This window comes from Streptomyces sp. NPDC000229 (genome assembly GCF_040300825.1).
Lineage (GTDB): Bacteria > Actinomycetota > Actinomycetes > Streptomycetales > Streptomycetaceae > Streptomyces.
Map to the genome: position 1 here is coordinate 1 of NZ_JBEPEL010000118.1, position 17,917 is coordinate 17,917.

General features: G+C 72.4%; 16 protein-coding genes. 4 read left to right on the forward strand and 12 right to left on the reverse strand.

Annotated elements, in window-relative coordinates; all coding sequences use genetic code 11:
* Nucleotides 1–91: 91 nt before the first annotated feature.
* The 4 genes from ABT360_RS33180 to lipB form a co-directional block, all read right to left on the reverse strand.
* Nucleotides 92–799: a DUF4191 domain-containing protein gene (locus tag ABT360_RS33180; protein ID WP_344359931.1), complete on the reverse strand. Its 708-nt coding sequence runs from the start codon at nt 797–799 to the stop codon at nt 92–94.
* A gap of 10 nt (nt 800–809) precedes the next feature.
* Complete coding sequence (locus ABT360_RS33185; RefSeq protein ID WP_351825040.1) at nt 810–1,079, reverse strand: SCO2195 family GlnR-regulated protein; 270 nt, start codon at nt 1,077–1,079, stop codon at nt 810–812.
* Between the two features lie 249 nt (nt 1,080–1,328).
* On the reverse strand, nt 1,329–2,282 hold the full coding sequence (gene lipA, locus ABT360_RS33190) for a lipoyl synthase (protein ID WP_351824998.1): 954 nt from the start codon (nt 2,280–2,282) through the stop codon (nt 1,329–1,331).
* Nucleotides 2,283–2,482: 200 nt separating this feature from the next.
* Nucleotides 2,483–3,358, reverse strand: coding sequence for a lipoyl(octanoyl) transferase LipB (gene lipB / locus ABT360_RS33195; RefSeq protein ID WP_351825001.1), 876 nt, complete (start codon nt 3,356–3,358; stop codon nt 2,483–2,485).
* A gap of 272 nt (nt 3,359–3,630) precedes the next feature.
* Between lipB and ABT360_RS33200 the strand changes: the two genes are divergently transcribed.
* Nucleotides 3,631–5,091, forward strand: coding sequence for a regulator (locus ABT360_RS33200; RefSeq protein WP_351825004.1), 1,461 nt, complete (start codon nt 3,631–3,633; stop codon nt 5,089–5,091).
* Here ABT360_RS33200 and ABT360_RS33205 read toward each other — a convergent pair.
* A complete protein-coding gene (locus tag ABT360_RS33205; RefSeq protein WP_351825007.1) occupies nt 5,088–6,362 on the reverse strand; it encodes an NAD(P)/FAD-dependent oxidoreductase in 1,275 nt (424 codons plus the stop codon). The two genes, ABT360_RS33200 and ABT360_RS33205, sit on opposite strands and share 4 nt — an antisense overlap.
* Before the next feature lie 255 nt (nt 6,363–6,617).
* Nucleotides 6,618–7,628, reverse strand: a complete 1,011-nt coding sequence (locus ABT360_RS33210) for an ArsR/SmtB family transcription factor (protein ID WP_351825010.1) — start codon at nt 7,626–7,628, stop codon at nt 6,618–6,620.
* 56 nt (nt 7,629–7,684) lie between these two features.
* Between ABT360_RS33210 and ABT360_RS33215 the strand changes: the two genes are divergently transcribed.
* A complete protein-coding gene (locus ABT360_RS33215; RefSeq protein WP_351825013.1) occupies nt 7,685–9,007 on the forward strand; it encodes an MFS transporter in 1,323 nt (440 codons plus the stop codon).
* A 111-nt stretch (nt 9,008–9,118) separates the two neighbouring features.
* On the opposite strand, the gene ABT360_RS33220 is transcribed toward ABT360_RS33215, so the two are convergent.
* The gene (locus tag ABT360_RS33220) at nt 9,119–10,024 is read right to left on the reverse strand and encodes a TIGR01777 family oxidoreductase (RefSeq protein WP_351825016.1); all 906 of its coding nucleotides are present in this window, start codon (nt 10,022–10,024) and stop codon (nt 9,119–9,121) included.
* Nucleotides 10,025–10,058: 34 nt separating this feature from the next.
* On the opposite strand from ABT360_RS33220, the gene ABT360_RS33225 reads away from it, so the two are divergent.
* Nucleotides 10,059–10,553: a GNAT family N-acetyltransferase gene (locus tag ABT360_RS33225; RefSeq protein ID WP_351825019.1), complete on the forward strand. Its 495-nt coding sequence runs from the start codon at nt 10,059–10,061 to the stop codon at nt 10,551–10,553.
* On the opposite strand, the gene ABT360_RS33230 is transcribed toward ABT360_RS33225, so the two are convergent.
* The gene (locus ABT360_RS33230; protein ID WP_351825037.1) at nt 10,554–11,072 is read right to left on the reverse strand and encodes a DUF4240 domain-containing protein; all 519 of its coding nucleotides are present in this window, start codon (nt 11,070–11,072) and stop codon (nt 10,554–10,556) included.
* Between the two features lie 98 nt (nt 11,073–11,170).
* On the opposite strand from ABT360_RS33230, the gene ABT360_RS33235 reads away from it, so the two are divergent.
* Nucleotides 11,171–12,106 carry an SDR family oxidoreductase gene (locus ABT360_RS33235; RefSeq protein ID WP_351825022.1) on the forward strand — a complete coding sequence of 312 codons (936 nt, stop codon included), beginning with the start codon at nt 11,171–11,173 and terminating at the stop codon, nt 12,104–12,106.
* Here the strand turns inward: ABT360_RS33235 and ABT360_RS33240 are convergent.
* The 4 genes from ABT360_RS33240 to sucB all read right to left on the reverse strand — a co-directional run.
* Nucleotides 12,097–13,062 carry a helix-turn-helix transcriptional regulator gene (locus ABT360_RS33240; protein WP_351825025.1) on the reverse strand — a complete coding sequence of 322 codons (966 nt, stop codon included), beginning with the start codon at nt 13,060–13,062 and terminating at the stop codon, nt 12,097–12,099. The two genes, ABT360_RS33235 and ABT360_RS33240, sit on opposite strands and share 10 nt — an antisense overlap.
* A gap of 54 nt (nt 13,063–13,116) precedes the next feature.
* On the reverse strand, nt 13,117–15,807 hold the full coding sequence (gene aceE / locus ABT360_RS33245) for a pyruvate dehydrogenase (acetyl-transferring), homodimeric type (protein WP_351825028.1): 2,691 nt from the start codon (nt 15,805–15,807) through the stop codon (nt 13,117–13,119).
* A 265-nt stretch (nt 15,808–16,072) separates the two neighbouring features.
* Nucleotides 16,073–16,696: a GntR family transcriptional regulator gene (locus ABT360_RS33250; protein WP_351825031.1), complete on the reverse strand. Its 624-nt coding sequence runs from the start codon at nt 16,694–16,696 to the stop codon at nt 16,073–16,075.
* Between the two features lie 164 nt (nt 16,697–16,860).
* Nucleotides 16,861–17,917 (reverse strand): 2-oxoglutarate dehydrogenase, E2 component, dihydrolipoamide succinyltransferase (gene sucB, locus ABT360_RS33255; RefSeq protein ID WP_351825034.1); only part of this gene is annotated, 1,057 nt, incomplete at its 5' end.

Genomic DNA, 17,917 nt, shown 5'->3' on the forward strand with positions numbered 1-17,917 from the left:
GGAGCCACTGCGGAGCATTGGCGACCGACGACAACGCCGCGAGGTGCGGTGCCCAGGCGTCACGAGCCCAGCAAGATCCGAACGAGAGGCCCTAGCGCATCTTGCCGCCGCGCGGCATCCGCATGCCCTTCGGCATCGGGCCCTTCGGCAGCGGCATGTTGCTCATCAGGTCGCCCATCGCCCGCAGCCGGTCGTTGGCGGCCGTCACCTGCGGACCGGAGAGCACCCGCGGCAGCTTCAGCATGGTCGTACGGACCTTCTTCAGCGGCACCTGGCCCTCGCCGTTGCCGACGATGATGTCGTGCACCGGTACGTCCACGACGATGCGGGCCATCTTCTTCTTCTCGGCCGCCAGCAGTGTCTTGAGCCGGTTCGGGTTGCCCTCGGCGACCAGCACGATGCCGGCCTTGCCGACCGCGCGGTGCACCACGTCCTGGTTGCGGTTCATCGCCACCGCGGGGGTGGTCGTCCAGCCGCGGCCCACGTTCTGCAGGACGGCGGCCGCCGCGCCCGGCTGGCCCTCCATCTGCCCGAAGGCCGCCCGCTCGGCGCGTCGCCCGAAGACGATCGCCATCGCGAGGAAGGCCAGCAGGAAGCCCAGGATGCCCAGGTAAACGGGGTGCCCGATCAGGAAGCCGATCGCGAGGAGGACGCCGAAGACGACGAGTCCCACGCCCGCGACGACAAGACCGACCTTCGGATCGGCCTTTCGGGTCATCTTGTACGTCAGAGCGATCTGCTTCAGTCGCCCGGGGTTCGCAGCGGCGTCACCGCTGTCTGATTTTGCCTTCCTCGCCATGCTGTGAAGTTTACGTGGCCCGCGAAGTGCGGCCGGCCACGGCCTCCAGTACGTGCTGTGCCTCGACGCGGTCCCTGGCCCGGCGGCGGTCCTCCAGGACGGAGGTCCAGGCGTTGCGGCGGGCGGTCCGCTGGCCGCTGCTCAGGAGCAGCGACTCGACGGCGCGCAGAGCGTCGGTGACCCGCGGGAAGGCGTTGGCCCGGACCTCACGGAGGTCGGGTACGGGATGCGTCCGGTGCGTCTGCTCTGCCTTGTGTCCCTGCGGAGTCGCGGCCTGCATGTCTGGGGTCCTCCCTGAGAGCGGGTTCAGCGGGAGTGGGGGGTGATGCGCGCCCTGCTCACGCGGCGGTGCGTGCGCGGGGCGTACAAGCATCGTCACTGATTGGTGTTACCAGGGCGTGACCGGCCGGTCAAACGCCCATGAAACCCTGGCGCCGGACGCCGGATGCATGAGCGGCCCGTGCACGCCCCTCACCTGGAGGCATGCACGGGCCGCTCATGTACGCCGCGCACCCGCTTGTGCGGCGATTCACACAGTGGTCTGGCCGCGCCGCTCCATCGCCTGCTGGAACAGCCGGCCGGCGCGGTACGAGGAGCGGACCAGCGGGCCCGACATCACACCGGAGAAACCGATCTCGTCGGCCTCCTCCTTCAGCTCCACGAACTCCTGCGGCTTCACCCACCGCTCCACCGGGTGGTGGCGCACCGAGGGGCGCAGGTACTGGGTGATGGTGATGAGCTCGCAGCCCGCGTCGTGCAGGTGCTGGAGCGCCTCGCTGACCTCCTCGCGGGTCTCGCCCATGCCGAGGATCAGGTTCGACTTGGTCACCAGACCGGCCTCGCGGGCCTTGGTGATGACCTCCAGCGACCGCTCGTAACGGAAACCGGGGCGGATGCGCTTGAAGATCCGCGGCACGGTCTCGACGTTGTGCGCCAGCACCTCCGGGCGGGAGGAGAAGACCTCGGCCAGCTGCTCGGGCACGGCGTTGAAGTCGGGGATCAGTAGCTCGACCTTGGTGTGGCCGCCCTCGCGACCGGCGGTCATCGTGTGGATCTGGCGCACGGTCTCCGCGTAGAGCCAGGCACCGCCGTCCTCCAGGTCGTCGCGTGCGACGCCGGTGATCGTGGCGTAGTTCAGGTCCATCGTGACGACCGACTCGCCCACGCGGCGCGGTTCGTCCCGGTCCAGCGCCTGCGGCTTGCCCGTGTCGATCTGGCAGAAGTCGCAGCGCCGGGTGCACTGGTCACCGCCGATGAGGAAGGTCGCCTCGCGGTCCTCCCAGCATTCGAAGATGTTGGGACAGCCCGCCTCCTGGCAGACCGTGTGCAGTCCCTCGCTCTTGACGAGCTTCTGGAGCTGGTTGTACTCGGGGCCCATCTTCGCCCGGGTCTTGATCCACTCGGGCTTGCGCTCGATGGGGGTCTGGCTGTTCCGGACCTCCAGGCGCAGCATCTTGCGTCCGTCGGGTGCGACTGCGGACACGGCTGGCTCCTACGGCTTCGATTCCTCGGCGAACACCAGGGTACGCCCGATAAAAGTGCGGCCTTCTCGGCGGCTGTCGTTACGCCTGGCAAACCTCTGGCCAGAGTGGTCATTCCCGGGCGTTCCCCGGCCGGAGTCAGGTGCTGCCCGGCCGTTGCCACACGCTGACCGGCCGTTCCCAGGTGCTGCCCGGGCGGTCCCTAGGCGGACGCGACGGCTTCAGGGGCGGCTTCAGGGGCGGCGGTGGGGGCCGCATCCACCGGGGCGGCGGTGGGGGCCGCGTCGGCGGTGCGCTCGATCTCGCGGGGCCTGAGCTCCGCGCCCTCCAGCACGTCCCGCAGGTGCCGCTCCACCACCGGCAGCACCTCGGCGATCGTCACCTCCCGGCCCAGCTCCTCCGAGAGCGACGCCACGCCGGCGTCCCGGATGCCGCACGGGACGATCCGGTCGAACCAGGTGTTGTCCGGGTTCACGTTGAGCGAGAAACCGTGCATCGTGACGCCCTTGGCCACCCGGATGCCGATCGCCGCCAGCTTGCGGTCCTCGCGGCGCTGCCCGGCGTTGGACGGGGCGTACTCGGGGCCGTTCAGACGCGCGTCGAACTCGTCGTCGTGCAGGCGCGGGTCGAAGTCCAGCGACAGCCCGCCCAGCGACGGGCGCTGCTCGACCGGGTCGCCCAGCACCCACACGCCGCTGCGGCCCTCGATCCGCGTGGTCTCCAGCCCGAACTCCGCCGCCGTACGGATCAGTGCCTCTTCCAGGCGGCGCACGTGCGCGACGACGTCCACCGGACGCGGGAGCTTCATGATCGGGTAGCCGACGAGCTGGCCGGGGCCGTGCCAGGTGATCTTGCCGCCGCGGTCCACGTCGATGACCGGCGTACCGTCCAGGGGCCGCTCGCTGTCCTCGGTGCGCCGCCCGGCCGTATACACCGGCGGGTGCTCCAGCAGCAGGCAGGTGTCGGGGATCTCGTCCGCGAAACGGGCGGCGTGGACCTCGCGCTGCATGTCCCACGCCCGCTGGTACTCGACCGCGTCCGCGCCGAAGCCCACATGGACGAATCGCAGCTCACTCACGGCAACGCCTCCCTAGAACCTTGCACGAGAACCTTGCAGAGTGCATTCATCGCGCCCCACGCCACTGTACGGCGGCGCCGCCGATCACGGGCGGGCAGGTGCGGTCCCACGGAAGGTCCCCTGGTGCCCGTCAGCGGCGCCCCCAATCCTCACACGATCGGATGAATGTGGGGCGAAGGTCGCGGTCCGGACGTCCGGGGCGGTTAAATTCGCGCCGTTCCAAGGGGGTCTGCACCCCGGCCCAGAAGGCAAGGCAGGAGACCGCACAGCTGATGACGGATCGCCCCCCGCAGCGCACCCCCAACCGCCAGCTCGCCGCCCTCATCGCCGAAGCCGGGTTCTCCAATGCCGGCCTGGCCAGACGCGTCGACCAACTGGGTCTCGAACACGGCCTCGACCTGCGCTACGACAAGACGTCGGTGACCCGCTGGCTGCGCGGGCAGCAACCGCGCGGCACCACCCCGGCGCTGATCGCCGAGGTCTTCACCCGCCGCCTGGGGCGACGACTGTCCGCCCAGGACCTGGGCCTGGACGCGTGTGCACCGGTGTACGCAGGCCTCGAATTCGCGGCCACGCCCGAAGAGGCCATCGACATCGTCAGCGGCCTGTGGCGCAAGGACTCCGGCAGCCACGCCGAACTCCGCAAGATCGCCTTCACCCCGGCGGGACTCGTCGTCCCCAGCCGTGACTGGCTCATCGGCCGCGCCGACGAACGCGTGGGCCGCGGCGAACTCCCGCACCCGGCCGAGCCCCGCGTCCCCGCCCAGGGCCGCGGCACCGCCCCCGCCGCGTCCGTACCGCGCCAGCGCTCCACCGACCGCGGGCCCGGCCAGCGCGTCACCGGCGGGGACATCGCCGCCCTCCGCTCCATCGGCGAGCTGTTCCGCACCCTCGACCACGCGTACGGCGGCGGGCACGCCCGCCAGGCCCTCGTCCGGTACCTGGAGCACGAGGCCGAGCCGATGCTGCGCGGCGTGTACGGCGAGACCGTCGGGCGCCGGCTGTTCGGCGCGGCCGCCGACCTGACCCGGCTGGCCGGCTGGACCTCGTACGACATCGCCGCCCACGGACTGGCCCAGCGGTACTTCGTGCAGGCGCTGCGGCTCTCGCAGGCCGCCGGCGACCGCGCCTACGGCTCCTACGTACTGATCACCATGAGCCGCCAGGCCGTCTACCTCGGCCACGGGCGCGAGGCCGTGCAGCTGGCGCGCGTCGCCCAGCAGGGCGTCGGCTCCTCCGCGCCGCCCGTCGTCCAGGCCATGCTGCACTCCGTGGAGGCGCGCGGGCACGCCGTCCTCGGCGAGGTGCGGGCGTGCACTTCCTCCCTCGTCCGGGCCGAGCGGGCACTGGACGCCGCCCGGCCCGGCGACGACGTGCCCTACTGGGCCCGGTTCTTCGACGAGGCACAGCTCGCCGACGACTTCGGCCACTGCCACCGCGACCTCCACCAGTACCGGGCCGCCGCGCAGCACGCGGAACGCTCGCTCCAGCTGCGCGCGCCCGCCTTCGCACGCAGCCGCCTCTTCTGCCGGATCGTCCTCGCCACCGCCCGCCTGGGCCTCGGCGAGCTCGACCAGGCCTGCGCGCTGGGCGCGGAGGCCGCCCAGCAGGCCTCCGAGATGCGCTCGGCACGCGCCGTGGAGTACGTCCGCGACTTCGAGCGTCGACTGGAGCCCTACCGGGACGCGACCGCCGTACGGAACTATCGGGACCGGGTCGGCGTCATCGGCTAGGCGGCGGCCCGCAGAGCAGGGACCTTGTACGCGGACGGGAGCGCGATGCCGAGGTCACGGAGGACCGCGTCCGCGGCGCGGCGGCCCGAGCGGTACGCGCCGTGCACGGTGCTCGTGTCGCGGTGGTCTCCGCACACGTACAGCCCGCCCAGCAGCCGTACCGGCCGGTACGGATCGTGCGGCGGCGGCATCGCCGGGACCGCCTCCGGGTCGTGGTGCACGGCCAGCAGCTCCCAGTCGCCGGTGCCGGTGCCGTACAGGGCCGCCAACTGCCTGCGGACCCGATGGTCGAGCCGGTCCGGCGGGGCGCCCAGGACCGTCGAGCTGATCAGTACGCGGCCGCGCGGCGCCCGCGACGGGTCGACCTCGCTCATCACGGCCGAGTGCGACACCGGGCCGGTGCGGTCGGCGTCCAGCACGAGCGCCGCCTCCGGCAGCGGAGCGGCGGGCGCGGAGTGGTGCAGGACCGTGACGGGGTGGAAGCCCGGTACGCGCAGCCCCGGCAGCAGTTCGGCGGCCGCGCGGGCGCCGGTGGCCACGACCAGGGAACGGCAGCTCAGCTCGCCGTGCTCGGCGGTGACGACCTTGTTGATCGACGCGTCCTTGACGTGGACACCCGTCTTCACCGTGCCCGGCGGCAGCGTCGCCGCCAGCCGCTCCGGGAGGGTGGCGGCGCCGCCCGCCGGGACGCACAGCCGGCCGCGGGCGAAGTCCCGCAGCGCGAGGTCGGCGCAGCGGCTGGACGTCGTCAGGTCCGGGTCGCACAGCAGCGCCGACAGCAGCGGGCGGACGAACCCGCTGACGGTACGCGCCGGCAGCCCGCGGCCCGCGAGCGCGTCCTGCGCCGGGCGCTCGGGGCGGGCCAGCAGCCGGGCGTCCCCGGTCGCGGCGAGCCGTGCCAGCGCGGCGCCGAGCCGGGCCTGGTCCAGCGGGCGCGGCGCGCTCGCCAGGGCGCGCGCCCTGGCCCACCGGGCGCTCCTGCCGACCTCCCCGGTGCGGTGCAGCCGACCGTCGCTGTGCACCAGGACACCCGGCTGGAAGAGCCGCAGGTCGGCGCTGCCGAGGCCCGGGTACGAGGTGCTGAGCAACTGGCCGAGCCGGTCGAGCCGGAACCCGTCGATGTGGTCGGTGGCCATGCGGCCGCCGATGTGGGAAGCGGCTTCCAGGACGCTGACGGTCACTCCCGCACTGGTCAGCTGATGAGCCGCGGCAAGGCCCGCGATTCCGGCTCCTACGATGACGACGTCCGCGTGGCGTGCGTGCTTGAGCACGTGTCCCTCCCCGGGGTGGCGGTTCACTGCGTGGGGGTGCGTGGGGGGCTCATGCCCTTCAGAGGGCAGCGGAATACCCGAGTTCGGGCTCCGAGCGTATGAGCGAGGGGTGGAACCGGTCACACGCGCGCACGGGGGTCACCGAAGCACGGGGTCGCACGCGGCCGGCCCCCGCGCCGCGCCCGGAGTGACGGAGCGCTGGTGTGCCGCCCCTCGCCCTTGAGGCGGCCCGGCGCCGAACCCGCGGTGCCGGGTTCAGCCCTGGCCCGTGGACGGCGGTGCTCCCGCGCCTGCGGCTTCCACGATCGTCTCTCCGGCCCGGGTGCGGGCGTACAGCACCTCTCTGCCTGCGCGGTGGGCGCTGACGAGACCGGCGGTGCGCAGGGCGGTCAGGTGCTGGGAGACGCCGCCGGGAGTCAGCCCGGTGCGGCGGGCGAGGCTGGTGGTCGAGGCGGGGGCGGTCAGCTGGGTCAGGAGGGTCGCGCGGGAGCGGCCCAGCACGCCGGCCAGGGCATCGGACACGGTCGCGGGCCGGGTGTGCCAGAGCATGCCGACGGCGCGTGGCGGGTAGCGCAGCGAAGGTTGCCACGGCTCGTTGAGCACGGAGAACACGCGCGGCCACACGAACGCGGACGGCACCAGCAACAGGCCACGGCCGTCGAGCCGGCGCGCTCCGCGAGCAGTGCGGTGCTCCAGGTGCAGCGTGCCTCCGGCCCAGGTGACCTGGGGGTCGAGATCCGCGAACAGGTGCTGTGCGCCGCCTTCGACCAGGCGGCCGGCGCGGTAGCGGACGTCGCCCTCCAGCAAGGTGAGGATCCGCGACCAGTACGGTGCCAGGGCCAGCTCCCAGTACGCCTCCAACACGTCGGCCAGTCGGCCGAGTTCGGTTGCCGGGTCGGCGCGCAGCGCCGCCAGTCGGGCAGGCGGCACCTCGGCCGTCGTGTTCAGCAGCGCCGGCGGGGTGGCCCGGACCGTGGCCAGCTCCACATCCAGTGACGGCAGCGGTGTCGTGGGCGGCGGGCAGATGAACCCCGGAACGCGGCCGGACCACGGCGAGCGCGTCGGCACCGGAACGAGGTCGAACAGAGGGCTGAGGTCGAGGTCCGCCGCCGCCAGCCGCGGGCGCACCTGCTCGGCCCAGGTGCGGTGCAGGCCGTGTTCGTCCGCTCCCTTGAGGACCCGGACGCTGGCCACCACCTCCCACAGCGGGGAGATCGCGAAGCGGGTACGAGCCACGTCCTCCAGGCCGAGTTCGATCGCGATCATTTAGCTGAGGGTAAATCAATAGGCCAAGGGGAGGGCGGTCGCGCACGGTACCGCGCATGACCGAAGCACCCCGTTCGCCGTGGCGGTTGCATGACTTCCGCGTGCTCTTCGCCGCGAGCGCCCTCAGCCACCTCGGCAGCAATATCGGGTACGTGGCGATCCCGTTGCTCGCCGTCACCGCCCTCGACGCGGGCGCCGGCCAGGCCGGTGCGCTGGCCGCGCTGTCCACCGCCGCCTTCCTCCTCATCGGCCTGCCGGCGGGCGCCTGGGTCGACCGCCTGCCCACCCGTCGGGTGCTGGTGGCCGCCGACGCCGCCCGCGCCGTGCTGTTCGCCTCGATCCCCGCCGCCTGGTGCCTGGGCGTGCTGTCGTTGCCGCAGCTGTATGCGGTGGTGCTGCTGAACGGCTGCGCCACGGTGTTCTTCGAAGTCGGCTCGCAGAGCGTCCTGCCCGACCTGGTGGGCCGCAAGCGCCTGGTGCCGGCAAACGCCGCCCTCGTGAGCCTGATGGCCGGAGCCAACATCGCCGGCCGCGGCGCAGGCGGCTTCCTGGTCCAGCTCTTCGCGGCTCCGGTGGCGATCCTCGGCGGGGCCGTCGCCTACCTCGCCTCCGCCCTGGGCCTCACGGGCATCCGCCACCGGCCTGCTCCTTCGGTGGGACCGGCCGAGCGGCGACGACTGCGGGCCGAGGTGGCGGAAGGGCTGCGCCACGTCCTCGGCAGCCGCGAGCTGCGCGCGCTGGCGCTCACCGCGGCCCTCGCCAACCTGGGCGCACAGATGATCAACGCCGTGCTGCCGGTGCTGTTCACCCGCGAACTGCGTCTGCCCGCGGGAGCGCTCGGGGCGTACTGGGCAGCCGGCGGCGTGGGCATCCTGCTCGGCGCCCGCTTCGCCCGCCCCCTCGCCACCCGCCTCGGTCACGGTCGCACCCTGGGATGGGCCGGGCTCGGGTTCGCCCCCGCCGCCCTCGCCATCGGGCTGGTCGGCGACGGACCGTGGCTGTGGGTGGCCGGCGCCGGGTGGCTCGCGGCCATGACCAAGACGGGCATCGACAACGTCCTCGGTGTCACCCTGCGTCAGCACTTGACCCCCGACCCGCTCCTCGGCCGCATGAACGCCACCTTCCGGTTCCTGCTCACCGGTGCCCTGGCCATCGGCTCCGCCCTCGGCGGCGTTCTCGGACAAACGGCGGGCGTACGCACGGCAGTCTGGGCGGGCGCGATCTGCCTGGCCGGCGCCTTCCTCCCGGTCTTCTGTTCCCCTGTACGGACGATGCGAGAGCTTCCAGCAGCCGCCACGCCACCCCACCGCCGCGGGCCGGCGGAAGCGCACAGCCGCGGCGGGGCTCCGCGGACCGAGGGCTCGGCCCCCGCCTCCTGACGGGTGGTGAGGGCGTGGTGTACGTCGGGGCCGACGTCCCCGCACCCCTGAGCGCGGCGGCGCTGAGGTCCGGCTGCGAAGGCCGCCTGCCGGGGGGCATCCCGCCCGGGGTCATGCGGCGGAGGCGATGGCCGTGTCGATGGTGGGGAAGGCGAAGCGGAAGCCCGAGTCGAGAAGCCGGGACGGGAGCACGCGCTGGCTGCCGAGGACGTCGGAGGCGAAGTCGCCCAGCGCGACCCGCAGCGCCGGGGCCGGGACGTGCAGGAAGGCGGGGCGGCGCAGGACGCGGGCCATCGCGGTGGTGACCTCCCGGTTGGTGACCGGGTCCGGGGCGGTGAGGTTCACCGGCCCCGCCAGGGACTCGGTGTCGAGGATGTGGCGCAGCGCGGCCACCTCGTCGTGCAGGGAGATGAAGCTCCAGTACTGCTCGCCGTTGCCGAGGCGGCCGCCCAGCCCCGCGCGGAAGAGCGGGAACAGCCGCCCCCACGCCCCGCCCTCGCGCGCCACCACCAGCCCGGTGCGGGCGTACGCGACACGGATCCCGGCCTCCGCCGCCGCCGCCGCGGCCTCCTCCCACTCGACGCACACCGACGGCAGGAAACCGTCCCCCGCGGGAGCCGTCTCGTCCACGGCCCGCGAACCGGTGTCGCCGTAGTAGCCGAGCGCCGTCCCGCACAGCAGGACCTTCGGCGGGGTGTCCAGGGAGGCGACGGCCTCCGCGATCGCCGCGGTGCCGAGCACCCGGCTGTCCCGGATCTCCTGCTTGTACGCCTCGTTCCAGCGGCGCTCGCCGACACCCGCGCCCGCGAGATGGACGACGGCGTCACAGCCCACCAGCCCGGCCACGTCCACGTACTGCCGCTTGGGGTCCCACTCGACCTCGTCACCGGACCGCGCGGGGCGCCGTACGAGCCGGAGCACCTCGTGGCCGTCGGCCCGCAGCGAGCGGACCAGGGCCGTTCCGATGAGACCGGACGAGCCGGTGACCGCGATCCGGGCGATACGAGAACGTGTCATGGGGCCATCCTGCACCCGTGGCACAGTGTCGGGCATGACCACCCCGCTCATACGTCCGGCACGGCCCGAGGACGGCCCCGCCCTGGCACAGCTCGACCGGGACACCTGGTCACCGCTGCACGCCGTCCAGCCGAAGCCCCAGCCGCCGTACGACCCGTTCTTCGACACCGACCACCGCCCGCGGGACTACCTGGTCGCCGAGGCGGAGGACGGCGCCCCCGCCGGATACATCCGCCTCGTGCCTCCCACCCGCCTCGCCTGCAACCAGCATGTGCGCCAGATCCAGGGCCTCGCCGTCGCCGAGTGGGCGCGCGGCCGCGGCATTGCGCGGGCCCTGCTGCGCGCCGCGTGCGCCGAGGCGGTCCGCCAGGGCGCCACCCGCATCACGCTCCGCGTACTGGGCCCCAACAAGCCCGCACGCACCCTCTACGCGTCGGAGGGGTTCGTCGTCGAGGGCGTCCTGCCGGGGGAGTTCTTCCTGGACGGGCGGTACGTGGACGATGTCTTCATGGGGCGCGCTCTGAGCTGATCACACCCCGAAACGGTCCCAGAGCCGGGGGAAGCGCTCCTCCAGCGCCGCGTCGTCGTCGAAGTCGAACGGCGTGCCCTCCGGCTCCGGGGCCTGCGGAGGGATGCCCAGGTCCGGCGCGACGGCACCGGTCAGCTGCTCGTACGCCTCGTCCGCCGCGTACCCCAGCTCCTCGCCGTCCCCGTCGATCTCCTCGTCGAAGTCCTCCAGCAGCTCCGCGAGGGAGTCCGGATCGTGCACCGCTCCCTCGAACACCTCCCGCCCCTGGCCGATCAGCCAGCAGCGGAAATAGTCGAAGGCGTCGTCACTCGCGCCGCCCAGCAGCACCGCGGCCGCACCCCACAGGTCCCAGGTGTACGCGCGGTTGTAGCGGGCCTCGAAGTGCCGGGCGAAGTCCAGGACGGAGTCGGGGTCGAGCTGCAGCAGCCGTTCGACGAGCAGCTCGGCGTGGTCCTCGGGGTCGCCCTCGGCGGCCTCCCGGGTCGTGTCGATGATCTCCCAGAACTCCGTCTCGTCCATCACGGGACAAGCATCCTGGGTCAGGGGTGACAGTGCACGCGGAGCGGCCAAAATGAAACCGGACAGAGGATGTCGTACATGACGTGCACTGTGGTCGTATGACGAACGACACGACGCAGAGCACACCACTGGCCGGGACGATCGCCCTCGTCGCGGGCGCCACCCGCGGCGCGGGCCGCGCCATCGCCGTCGAGCTGGGCGCCGCCGGGGCCACGGTGTACGTCACCGGCCGCACCACCCGCACGCAGGTCAGCGAGGTGGGCCGGCCCACCGAGACCATCGAGGAGACCGCCGAGCTCGTCACGGCGGCGGGCGGCGAAGGCATCGCCGTACGGGTCGACCACCTCGAACCGGACCAGGTCCGCGCGCTGGTCGCGCGCATCGACGACGAGCGGGGACGCCTCGACGTCCTCGTCAACAGCCTCTGGGGCGGCGACCACCTCATCCCCTGGGGCAAGAAGATGTGGGAGACGGACCTGGACCAGGGCCTGCGGATCCTCGACCTCGGCTTCCGCAGCCACGCCATCACCAGCAGCTGCGCGCTTCCGCTGCTCGTCAGGCGCCCGGGCGGGCTGGTCGTCGAGATGACGGACGGCACGACCGAGTACAACAGCGGACGCCTCCGCGAGAACTTCTACTTCGACCTCGCCAAGAACGCCCCCCTGCGCATGGCCTTCAGCCTCGGCGAGGACCTGAAGGAGGCCGGCGGCACGGCGGTGGCGCTGAGCCCCGGCTACCTCCGCTCCGAGATGATGCTCGACATCTACGGCGTCACGGAGGAGAACTGGCGCGACGCGACGAAGAAGGACCCGCACTTCGCCGTCGCGGAATCACCCGCGTACGTGGGCCGGGCGGTCGCCGCGCTCGCCGCCGACCCCGACCGGCACCGGTGGAACGGCCAGTCGCTCTCCAGCGGGCAGCTTGCCGAGGTGTACGGCTTCACCGACACCGACGGGTCGCGGCCGGACGGCTGGGCGTACTTCATCGACGTCGTGCACGGCGGCAGGGACGCCACCGCCGACGACTACCGGTAAAGCTCCGCCATCCGCGCCGCCGCCCGGGCGAACAGCGCCCGCAGCGACGGCGGCGCCAGCACCTCCGCCTCCGGCCCCAGCTGGAGGAGCTGGCTGTACGCGACCTCGTCGGACTCCACCGGCACCGTCACCGTCACCCGGCCCTCCGCGTCCGCCGGGCCGGCCGCCCGCAGGGCCTCCTGGGCGGCGGCCCGGTCGGTCACGTACGGCAGGCCCCGCGCACCGGCCTCCGTCAGACGCACCACCGCCTCCGTACGCAGGATCGAGCGGGCGAACTCCGCCGCCCGCTCCTCCCAGAACGCCGGCAGGTCGAACTCCTCGTCCCGTACGAAACGCTCGTCGCCGAGCGCGACGGCCGTGAACCGGTCCACCCGGTACACGCGGAAGGACGTGCCGGCACGGGCGCACACGTACCAGACGCCCGCCTTGAGCACGAGCCCGTACGGCGCCAGCTCCCGCTCCACTTCGGTGTCCCCGCGCCGGTAGCGGGCCGAGACCAGCCGGTCGTCCCACACCGCCTCCGCGATCACCGGCAGCAGCTCGGGTGTCTCCGGCTCCTGGTACCAGCCCGGCGCGTCCAGGTGGAACCGCTGCGCCGCCGAGGAGGGCGCGTCCCGCAGCGACGGCATCAGCGCTGCGGACACCTTCAGGCGGGCCGCCGACGCGGCGTCGTCCAGGCCCATCTCGCGCAGCGCGCCCGGCACCCCGGACAGGAACAGCGCCTCGGCCTCGCTGCGGGCGAGCCCCGTCAGCCGCGTCCGGTAACCGCCGACCAGCCGGTAGCCGCCCGCCCGGCCCCGGTCCGCGTACACCGGCACCCCGGCCTCCGACAGGGCCAGCGCGTCCCGGGTGATCGTGCGCTCGGAGACCTCCAGCTCACGCGCCAGCTCGGCGGCCGTCATGGAGGGACGGGACTGGAGCAGGAGCACCATTTTGATCAGCCGGGCAGCGCGCATGCCCACATCATGCAAGAAGCCCCCGCCGAAGCGGGGGCCTCCTACGACTGGTCCTTACAGGCCGTAGCGCTCGCGGGCGTCCTTCACCTGCGAGGCCGGGACCTCACCGCGCTTGGCGAGCTGGGCCAGGGCCGCGACCACGATCGACTCGGCGTCCACGCCGAAGTGGCGGCGGGCCGCCTCCCGCGTGTCCGACAGGCCGAAGCCGTCCGCGCCGAGCGAGCTGTAGTCCTGCTCGACCCACTGCGCGATCTGGTCCGGGACCTGGCGCATGTAGTCGCTGACCGCCAGCACGGGGCCGGGGGCGTCGGCCAGCACCTGGCGGACGTACGGCACCCGCTCCTCGCCGCGCAGCAGTGCCGCGTCGGCCTCCAGCGCGTCGCGCCGCAGCTCCGACCACGAGGTCGCGGACCATACGTCGGCGGTCACACCCCACTCGGCGGCCAGCAGCTCCTGGGCCTTCAGCGCCCAGTGGATCGCCGTACCGGAGGACAGCAGCTGGAGGCGCGGGGCGTCCGCCGTGACCGGCGTGCCCTCCTTGAAGCGGTACAGGCCCTTGATGATGCCCTCGTCCACGCCCTCGGGCTTGGCCGGCTGCGGCATCGGCTCGTTGTAGACGGTCAGGTAGTAGAAGACGTTCGGGTCCTCGCCCGGGGCCGTCTCGCCATACATCCGGCGCAGACCGTCCTTGACGATCACCGCGACCTCGTACGCGAACGCCGGGTCGTACGTCAGTGCCGCGGGGTTGGTCGCCGCGATGACGGGGGAGTGGCCGTCGGCGTGCTGGAGGCCCTCGCCGGTCAGCGTGGTGCGGCCGGCCGTCGCGCCGACGAGGAAGCCGCGGCCGAGCTGGTCGCCGAGCTGCCACATCTGGTCGGCGGTCCGCTGCCAGCCGAACATCGAGTAGAAGATGTAGAACGGGATCATCTGCTCGCCGTGCGTGGAGTACGCGGTCGACGCGGCGATGAAGTCGGCCATCGAGCCGGCCTCGGTGATGCCCTCGTTGAGGATCTGGCCGTCCTTGGCCTCGCGGTAGTACATCAGCTGGTCGCGGTCGACCGGCTCGTACGTCTGGCCCTTCGGCGAGTAGATGCCGAGCGACGGGAACAGCGACTCCATACCGAAGGTGCGGGCCTCGTCCGGGACGATCGGCACCCAGCGCTTGCCGGTCTGCTTGTCGCGGATCAGGTCCTTCACCAGGCGGACGAACGCCATGGTCGTCGCGACCGACTGCTGGCCGGAGCCCTTGTCGAACGCGGCGAACGTCTTGTCGGCCGGGGCCGGCAGCGGGTCCAGCGCGTGCATGCGGCGCGCCGGGGCGGGGCCGCCGAGGGCCGCGCGGCGCTCCTGGAGGTAGCGGACCTCGGGGGAGTCCGCGCCGGGGTGGCCGTAGGGCACCTGGCCGTCGATGAACTGGCTGTCGGAGATCGGCAGGCCCAGCAGGTCCCGCATGCCCTTGAACTCGTCCACCGAGAGCTTCTTCATCTGGTGGTTGGCGTTCTTGGACTCGAAGCCCTTGCCGAGGGTGAAGCCCTTCACCGTCTGGGCGAGGATCACCGTCGGGGCGCCCTTGTGCTCCAGGGCCGCCTTGTACGCCGCGTACACCTTGCGGGGCTCGTGGCCGCCGCGGGAGTACTGGAAGCACTCGATGATCTTGTCGTCGGACAGCAGCTTCGCCATCTCGACGAGCGCGGGGTCCTTGCCGAAGAAGTCCTCGCGGATGTAGGCGGCGTCGCGGGTCTGGTACGTCTGGATCTGCGCGTCCGGTACCTCGCGCAGCCGGCGTACCAGCGCGCCCGTGGTGTCCAGCTGGAACAGCTCGTCCCAGGCGTTGCCCCACAGCGACTTCACGACGTTCCAGCCGGCGCCGCGGAACTGGGCCTCCAGCTCCTGCACGATCTTGAAGTTGGCGCGGACCGGGCCGTCGAGACGCTGGAGGTTGCAGTTGATGACGAAGGTGAGGTTGTCGAGCTCCTCACGGGCGGCGAGCGCGAGGGCCGCCGTCGACTCGGGCTCGTCCATCTCGCCGTCGCCGAGGAACGCCCACACGTGGGAGTTCGAGACGTCCTTGATGTTGCGGTTGGTCAGGTAGCGGTTGAACCGCGCCTGGTAGATCGCCGACAGCGGGCCGAGACCCATGGACACCGTCGGGAACTCCCACAGCCAGGGCAGGCGGCGGGGGTGCGGGTAGGACGGCAGGCCGTTGCCGCCGGTCTCCTGGCGGAAGTTGTCCAGGTGCTGCTCGCTGAGCCGTCCGTCGAGGAAGGCGCGGGCGTAGATGCCGGGCGAGGCGTGGCCCTGGATGTAGAGCTGGTCGCCGGAGCCGTCCTGCTCCTTGCCGCGGAAGAAGTGGTTGAAGCCGGTCTCGTAGAGCCAGGCGGCGGAGGCGAAGGTGGCGATGTGGCCGCCGACGCCGTACTTGGAGCCGCGGGAGACCATGGCGGCCGCGTTCCAGCGGTTCCAGGCGGTGATCTTCGCTTCCATCTCCTCGTCGCCGTCGAAGCCGAAGGCGGGCTCGGCGGCGGTGGGGATGGTGTTGACGTAGTCGGTTTCGAGCAGCTTGGGCAGCGCGAGACCGGCGCCCTCGGCGCGCTCCAGGGTGCGTCGCATCAGGTACGCGGCGCGGTGCGGCCCGGCCGCCTTGGCGACGGCGTCGAGGGACGCCTGCCACTCGGCGGTCTCCTCGGGGTCGCGGTCCGGCAGCTGGTCGAGCTCGCTCGGCTGGATGCGGGTGGGGTCGGTCATAGTCGCCGCCTTCCGGAGTCGAAGGGGTGTGGAGCCCTTGGTCTTGGCAGGACAGGGCGAGGGGACCTCTGTTGAAGTCCGCGGACGACTGTACGACTGTGATCGATGATCGATCAAAGTGTTGAGGGGAAAATCTTTCCCCAGAGCCCAAAGTCGGCATTCGGTGCCACGAAAACGGGCACCCGGTGCCTTGTTTTCGCAGGTGGACGCAGCGAATGAGCGCTCGCGCCACCCGATGAGCGGGGGCGTGCGCCCCGGCGTGGAGTCAGGCGCGCGGGGCGCAGCCGAGGACGTGTTCCTTCACCAGGACCCCGATCCGGGGGTCGCCGCGGCGGAAGGCCTGCACGAGTTCCTCGTGCTCCTCCGCGTACGACTTCTGCACGGTGCCGAGCCAGCGGATCGACAGTGCCGTGAAGACCTCGATGCCGAGGCCCTCCCAGGTGTGCAGCAGCACGCTGTTGTGCGCCGCCCGCACCAGCTCCCGGTGGAAGCCCACCGTGTGCCGCACCTGCGCCGTGCCGTCCGCCCGCGCGTCCGCCTCGTACAGGGCCGCCACGTGCGGCTCCAGGGCCGAACAGTCCTCTCCCAGCCGGTCGGCCGCCAGCTCGGCGGCGATCTGCTCCAGACCGGCCCGCACCGGGTAGCTCTCCTCCAGGTCGGCCGCGGTCAGGTTGCGCACCCGTACGCCCTTGTTGGGCGCCGACTCGATCAGCCGCAGGCTCTCCAGCTCGCGCAGCGCCTCGCGTACGGGCGTCTGGCTGACCGCCAGCTCGGTGGCGATGCGCCGCTCGACGATCCGCTCGCCCGGCTTCCAGCGGCCGCTGACGATGCCCTCCACGATGTGCTCGCGGATCTGCTCGCGCAGCGAGTGGACGACGGGCGGGGTCATGGGGGCTCCTTCGCTGCTGCGGCGGTCGCTGGCCATTATTCCGCCCGGTCAGCCCGTACGGCTGCCCCGTACGGGAGACGCCTGTCACTCGTGATCACATGACGACGGCGCCCCCGGCCGGAGGTGCTCCGGCCGGGGGCGCCGCTGTCGGGTGCCTCAGAAGGTCACAGGCCGAGGTCGACCTCGAACTCGCCGGCCTCCAGGATCGCCTTGACCGCCGTCAGGTAGCGGGCCGCGTCGGCGCCGTCCACCAGGCGGTGGTCGTAGGAGAGCGACAGGTACGTCATGTCGCGCACCGCGATGGTCTCGCCCAGGTCCGGGTGGTTGATGACCACCGGGCGCTTGACGGTGGCACCGATGCCCAGGATGGCGGCCTGGTTCGGCGGCACGATGACCGTGTCGAACAGCGCACCGCGCGAGCCGGTGTTGCTGATCGTGAAGGTGGCGCCGGACATGTCGTCCGGGGTCAGGCCGCCGCCACGGGCCTTGCCCGCCAGCTCCGCGGTCTTCTTGGCGATGCCGGCGATGTTCAGGTCGCCCGCGCCCTTGATGACCGGGGTCATCAGACCCTTCTCGGCGTCCACGGCGATGCCGATGTTCTCCGAGTCGAAGTACGTGATCGTGCCCTCGTCCTCGTTGATCCGGGCGTTGATGACCGGGTGGGCCTTCAGCGCCTGGGCGGCCGCCTTGACGAAGAACGGCATCGGGGAGAGCTTGACGCCCTCGCGGGCGGCGAAGGCGTCCTTGGCGCGGCCCCGCAGCTTCATCAGCTTGGTGATGTCGACCTCGACGACCGACGTCAGCTGGGCCTGCGAGTGCAGCGCCTTCATCATGTTGTCGCCGATGACCTTGCGCATGCGGGTCATCTTGACCGTCTGGCCGCGCAGCGGGGACGTCTCCAGAGCCGGGGCCTTGGCGGCGGCCGGGGCGGCCGCGGCGGGAGCCGGGGCAGCGGCGGCGGCCTTCGCGGCCTCGGCGGCGGCGATGACGTCCTGCTTGCGGATACGGCCACCGACGCCGGTGCCCTTGACGGACGCCAGGTCGACACCGTTCTCGGCGGCGAGCTTGCGGACCAGCGGCGTCACGTACGCGCCGTCCTCCGCGGGCTGTGCGGCAGCGGGGGCGGGCGTGACGGGAGCGGCGGGGGCGGCCGGAGCGAACCCCGGTGAAGGGTCTCGGGCACACGGCGCGGAAGGGACCACCGCACGGCCCGCCGAAGGG

Excerpts from the sequence above, each read along its gene's own strand:
- ABT360_RS33180 (WP_344359931.1), bottom strand. The coding sequence starts at position 799 with ATGGCGAGGAAGGCAAAATCAGACAGCGGTGACGCCGCTGCGAACCCC.
- ABT360_RS33185 (WP_351825040.1), bottom strand. The coding sequence starts at position 1,079 with ATGCAGGCCGCGACTCCGCAGGGACACAAGGCAGAGCAGACGCACCGG.
- ABT360_RS33200 (WP_351825004.1), top strand. The coding sequence starts at position 3,631 with ATGACGGATCGCCCCCCGCAGCGCACCCCCAACCGCCAGCTCGCCGCC.
- ABT360_RS33210 (WP_351825010.1), bottom strand. The coding sequence starts at position 7,628 with ATGATCGCGATCGAACTCGGCCTGGAGGACGTGGCTCGTACCCGCTTC.
- ABT360_RS33215 (WP_351825013.1), top strand. The coding sequence starts at position 7,685 with ATGACCGAAGCACCCCGTTCGCCGTGGCGGTTGCATGACTTCCGCGTG.
- ABT360_RS33220 (WP_351825016.1), bottom strand. The coding sequence starts at position 10,024 with ATGACACGTTCTCGTATCGCCCGGATCGCGGTCACCGGCTCGTCCGGT.
- ABT360_RS33225 (WP_351825019.1), top strand. The coding sequence starts at position 10,059 with ATGACCACCCCGCTCATACGTCCGGCACGGCCCGAGGACGGCCCCGCC.
- ABT360_RS33230 (WP_351825037.1), bottom strand. The coding sequence starts at position 11,072 with ATGGACGAGACGGAGTTCTGGGAGATCATCGACACGACCCGGGAGGCC.
- ABT360_RS33235 (WP_351825022.1), top strand. The coding sequence starts at position 11,171 with ATGACGAACGACACGACGCAGAGCACACCACTGGCCGGGACGATCGCC.
- ABT360_RS33240 (WP_351825025.1), bottom strand. The coding sequence starts at position 13,062 with ATGCGCGCTGCCCGGCTGATCAAAATGGTGCTCCTGCTCCAGTCCCGT.
- aceE (WP_351825028.1), bottom strand. The coding sequence starts at position 15,807 with ATGACCGACCCCACCCGCATCCAGCCGAGCGAGCTCGACCAGCTGCCG.
- ABT360_RS33250 (WP_351825031.1), bottom strand. The coding sequence starts at position 16,696 with ATGACCCCGCCCGTCGTCCACTCGCTGCGCGAGCAGATCCGCGAGCAC.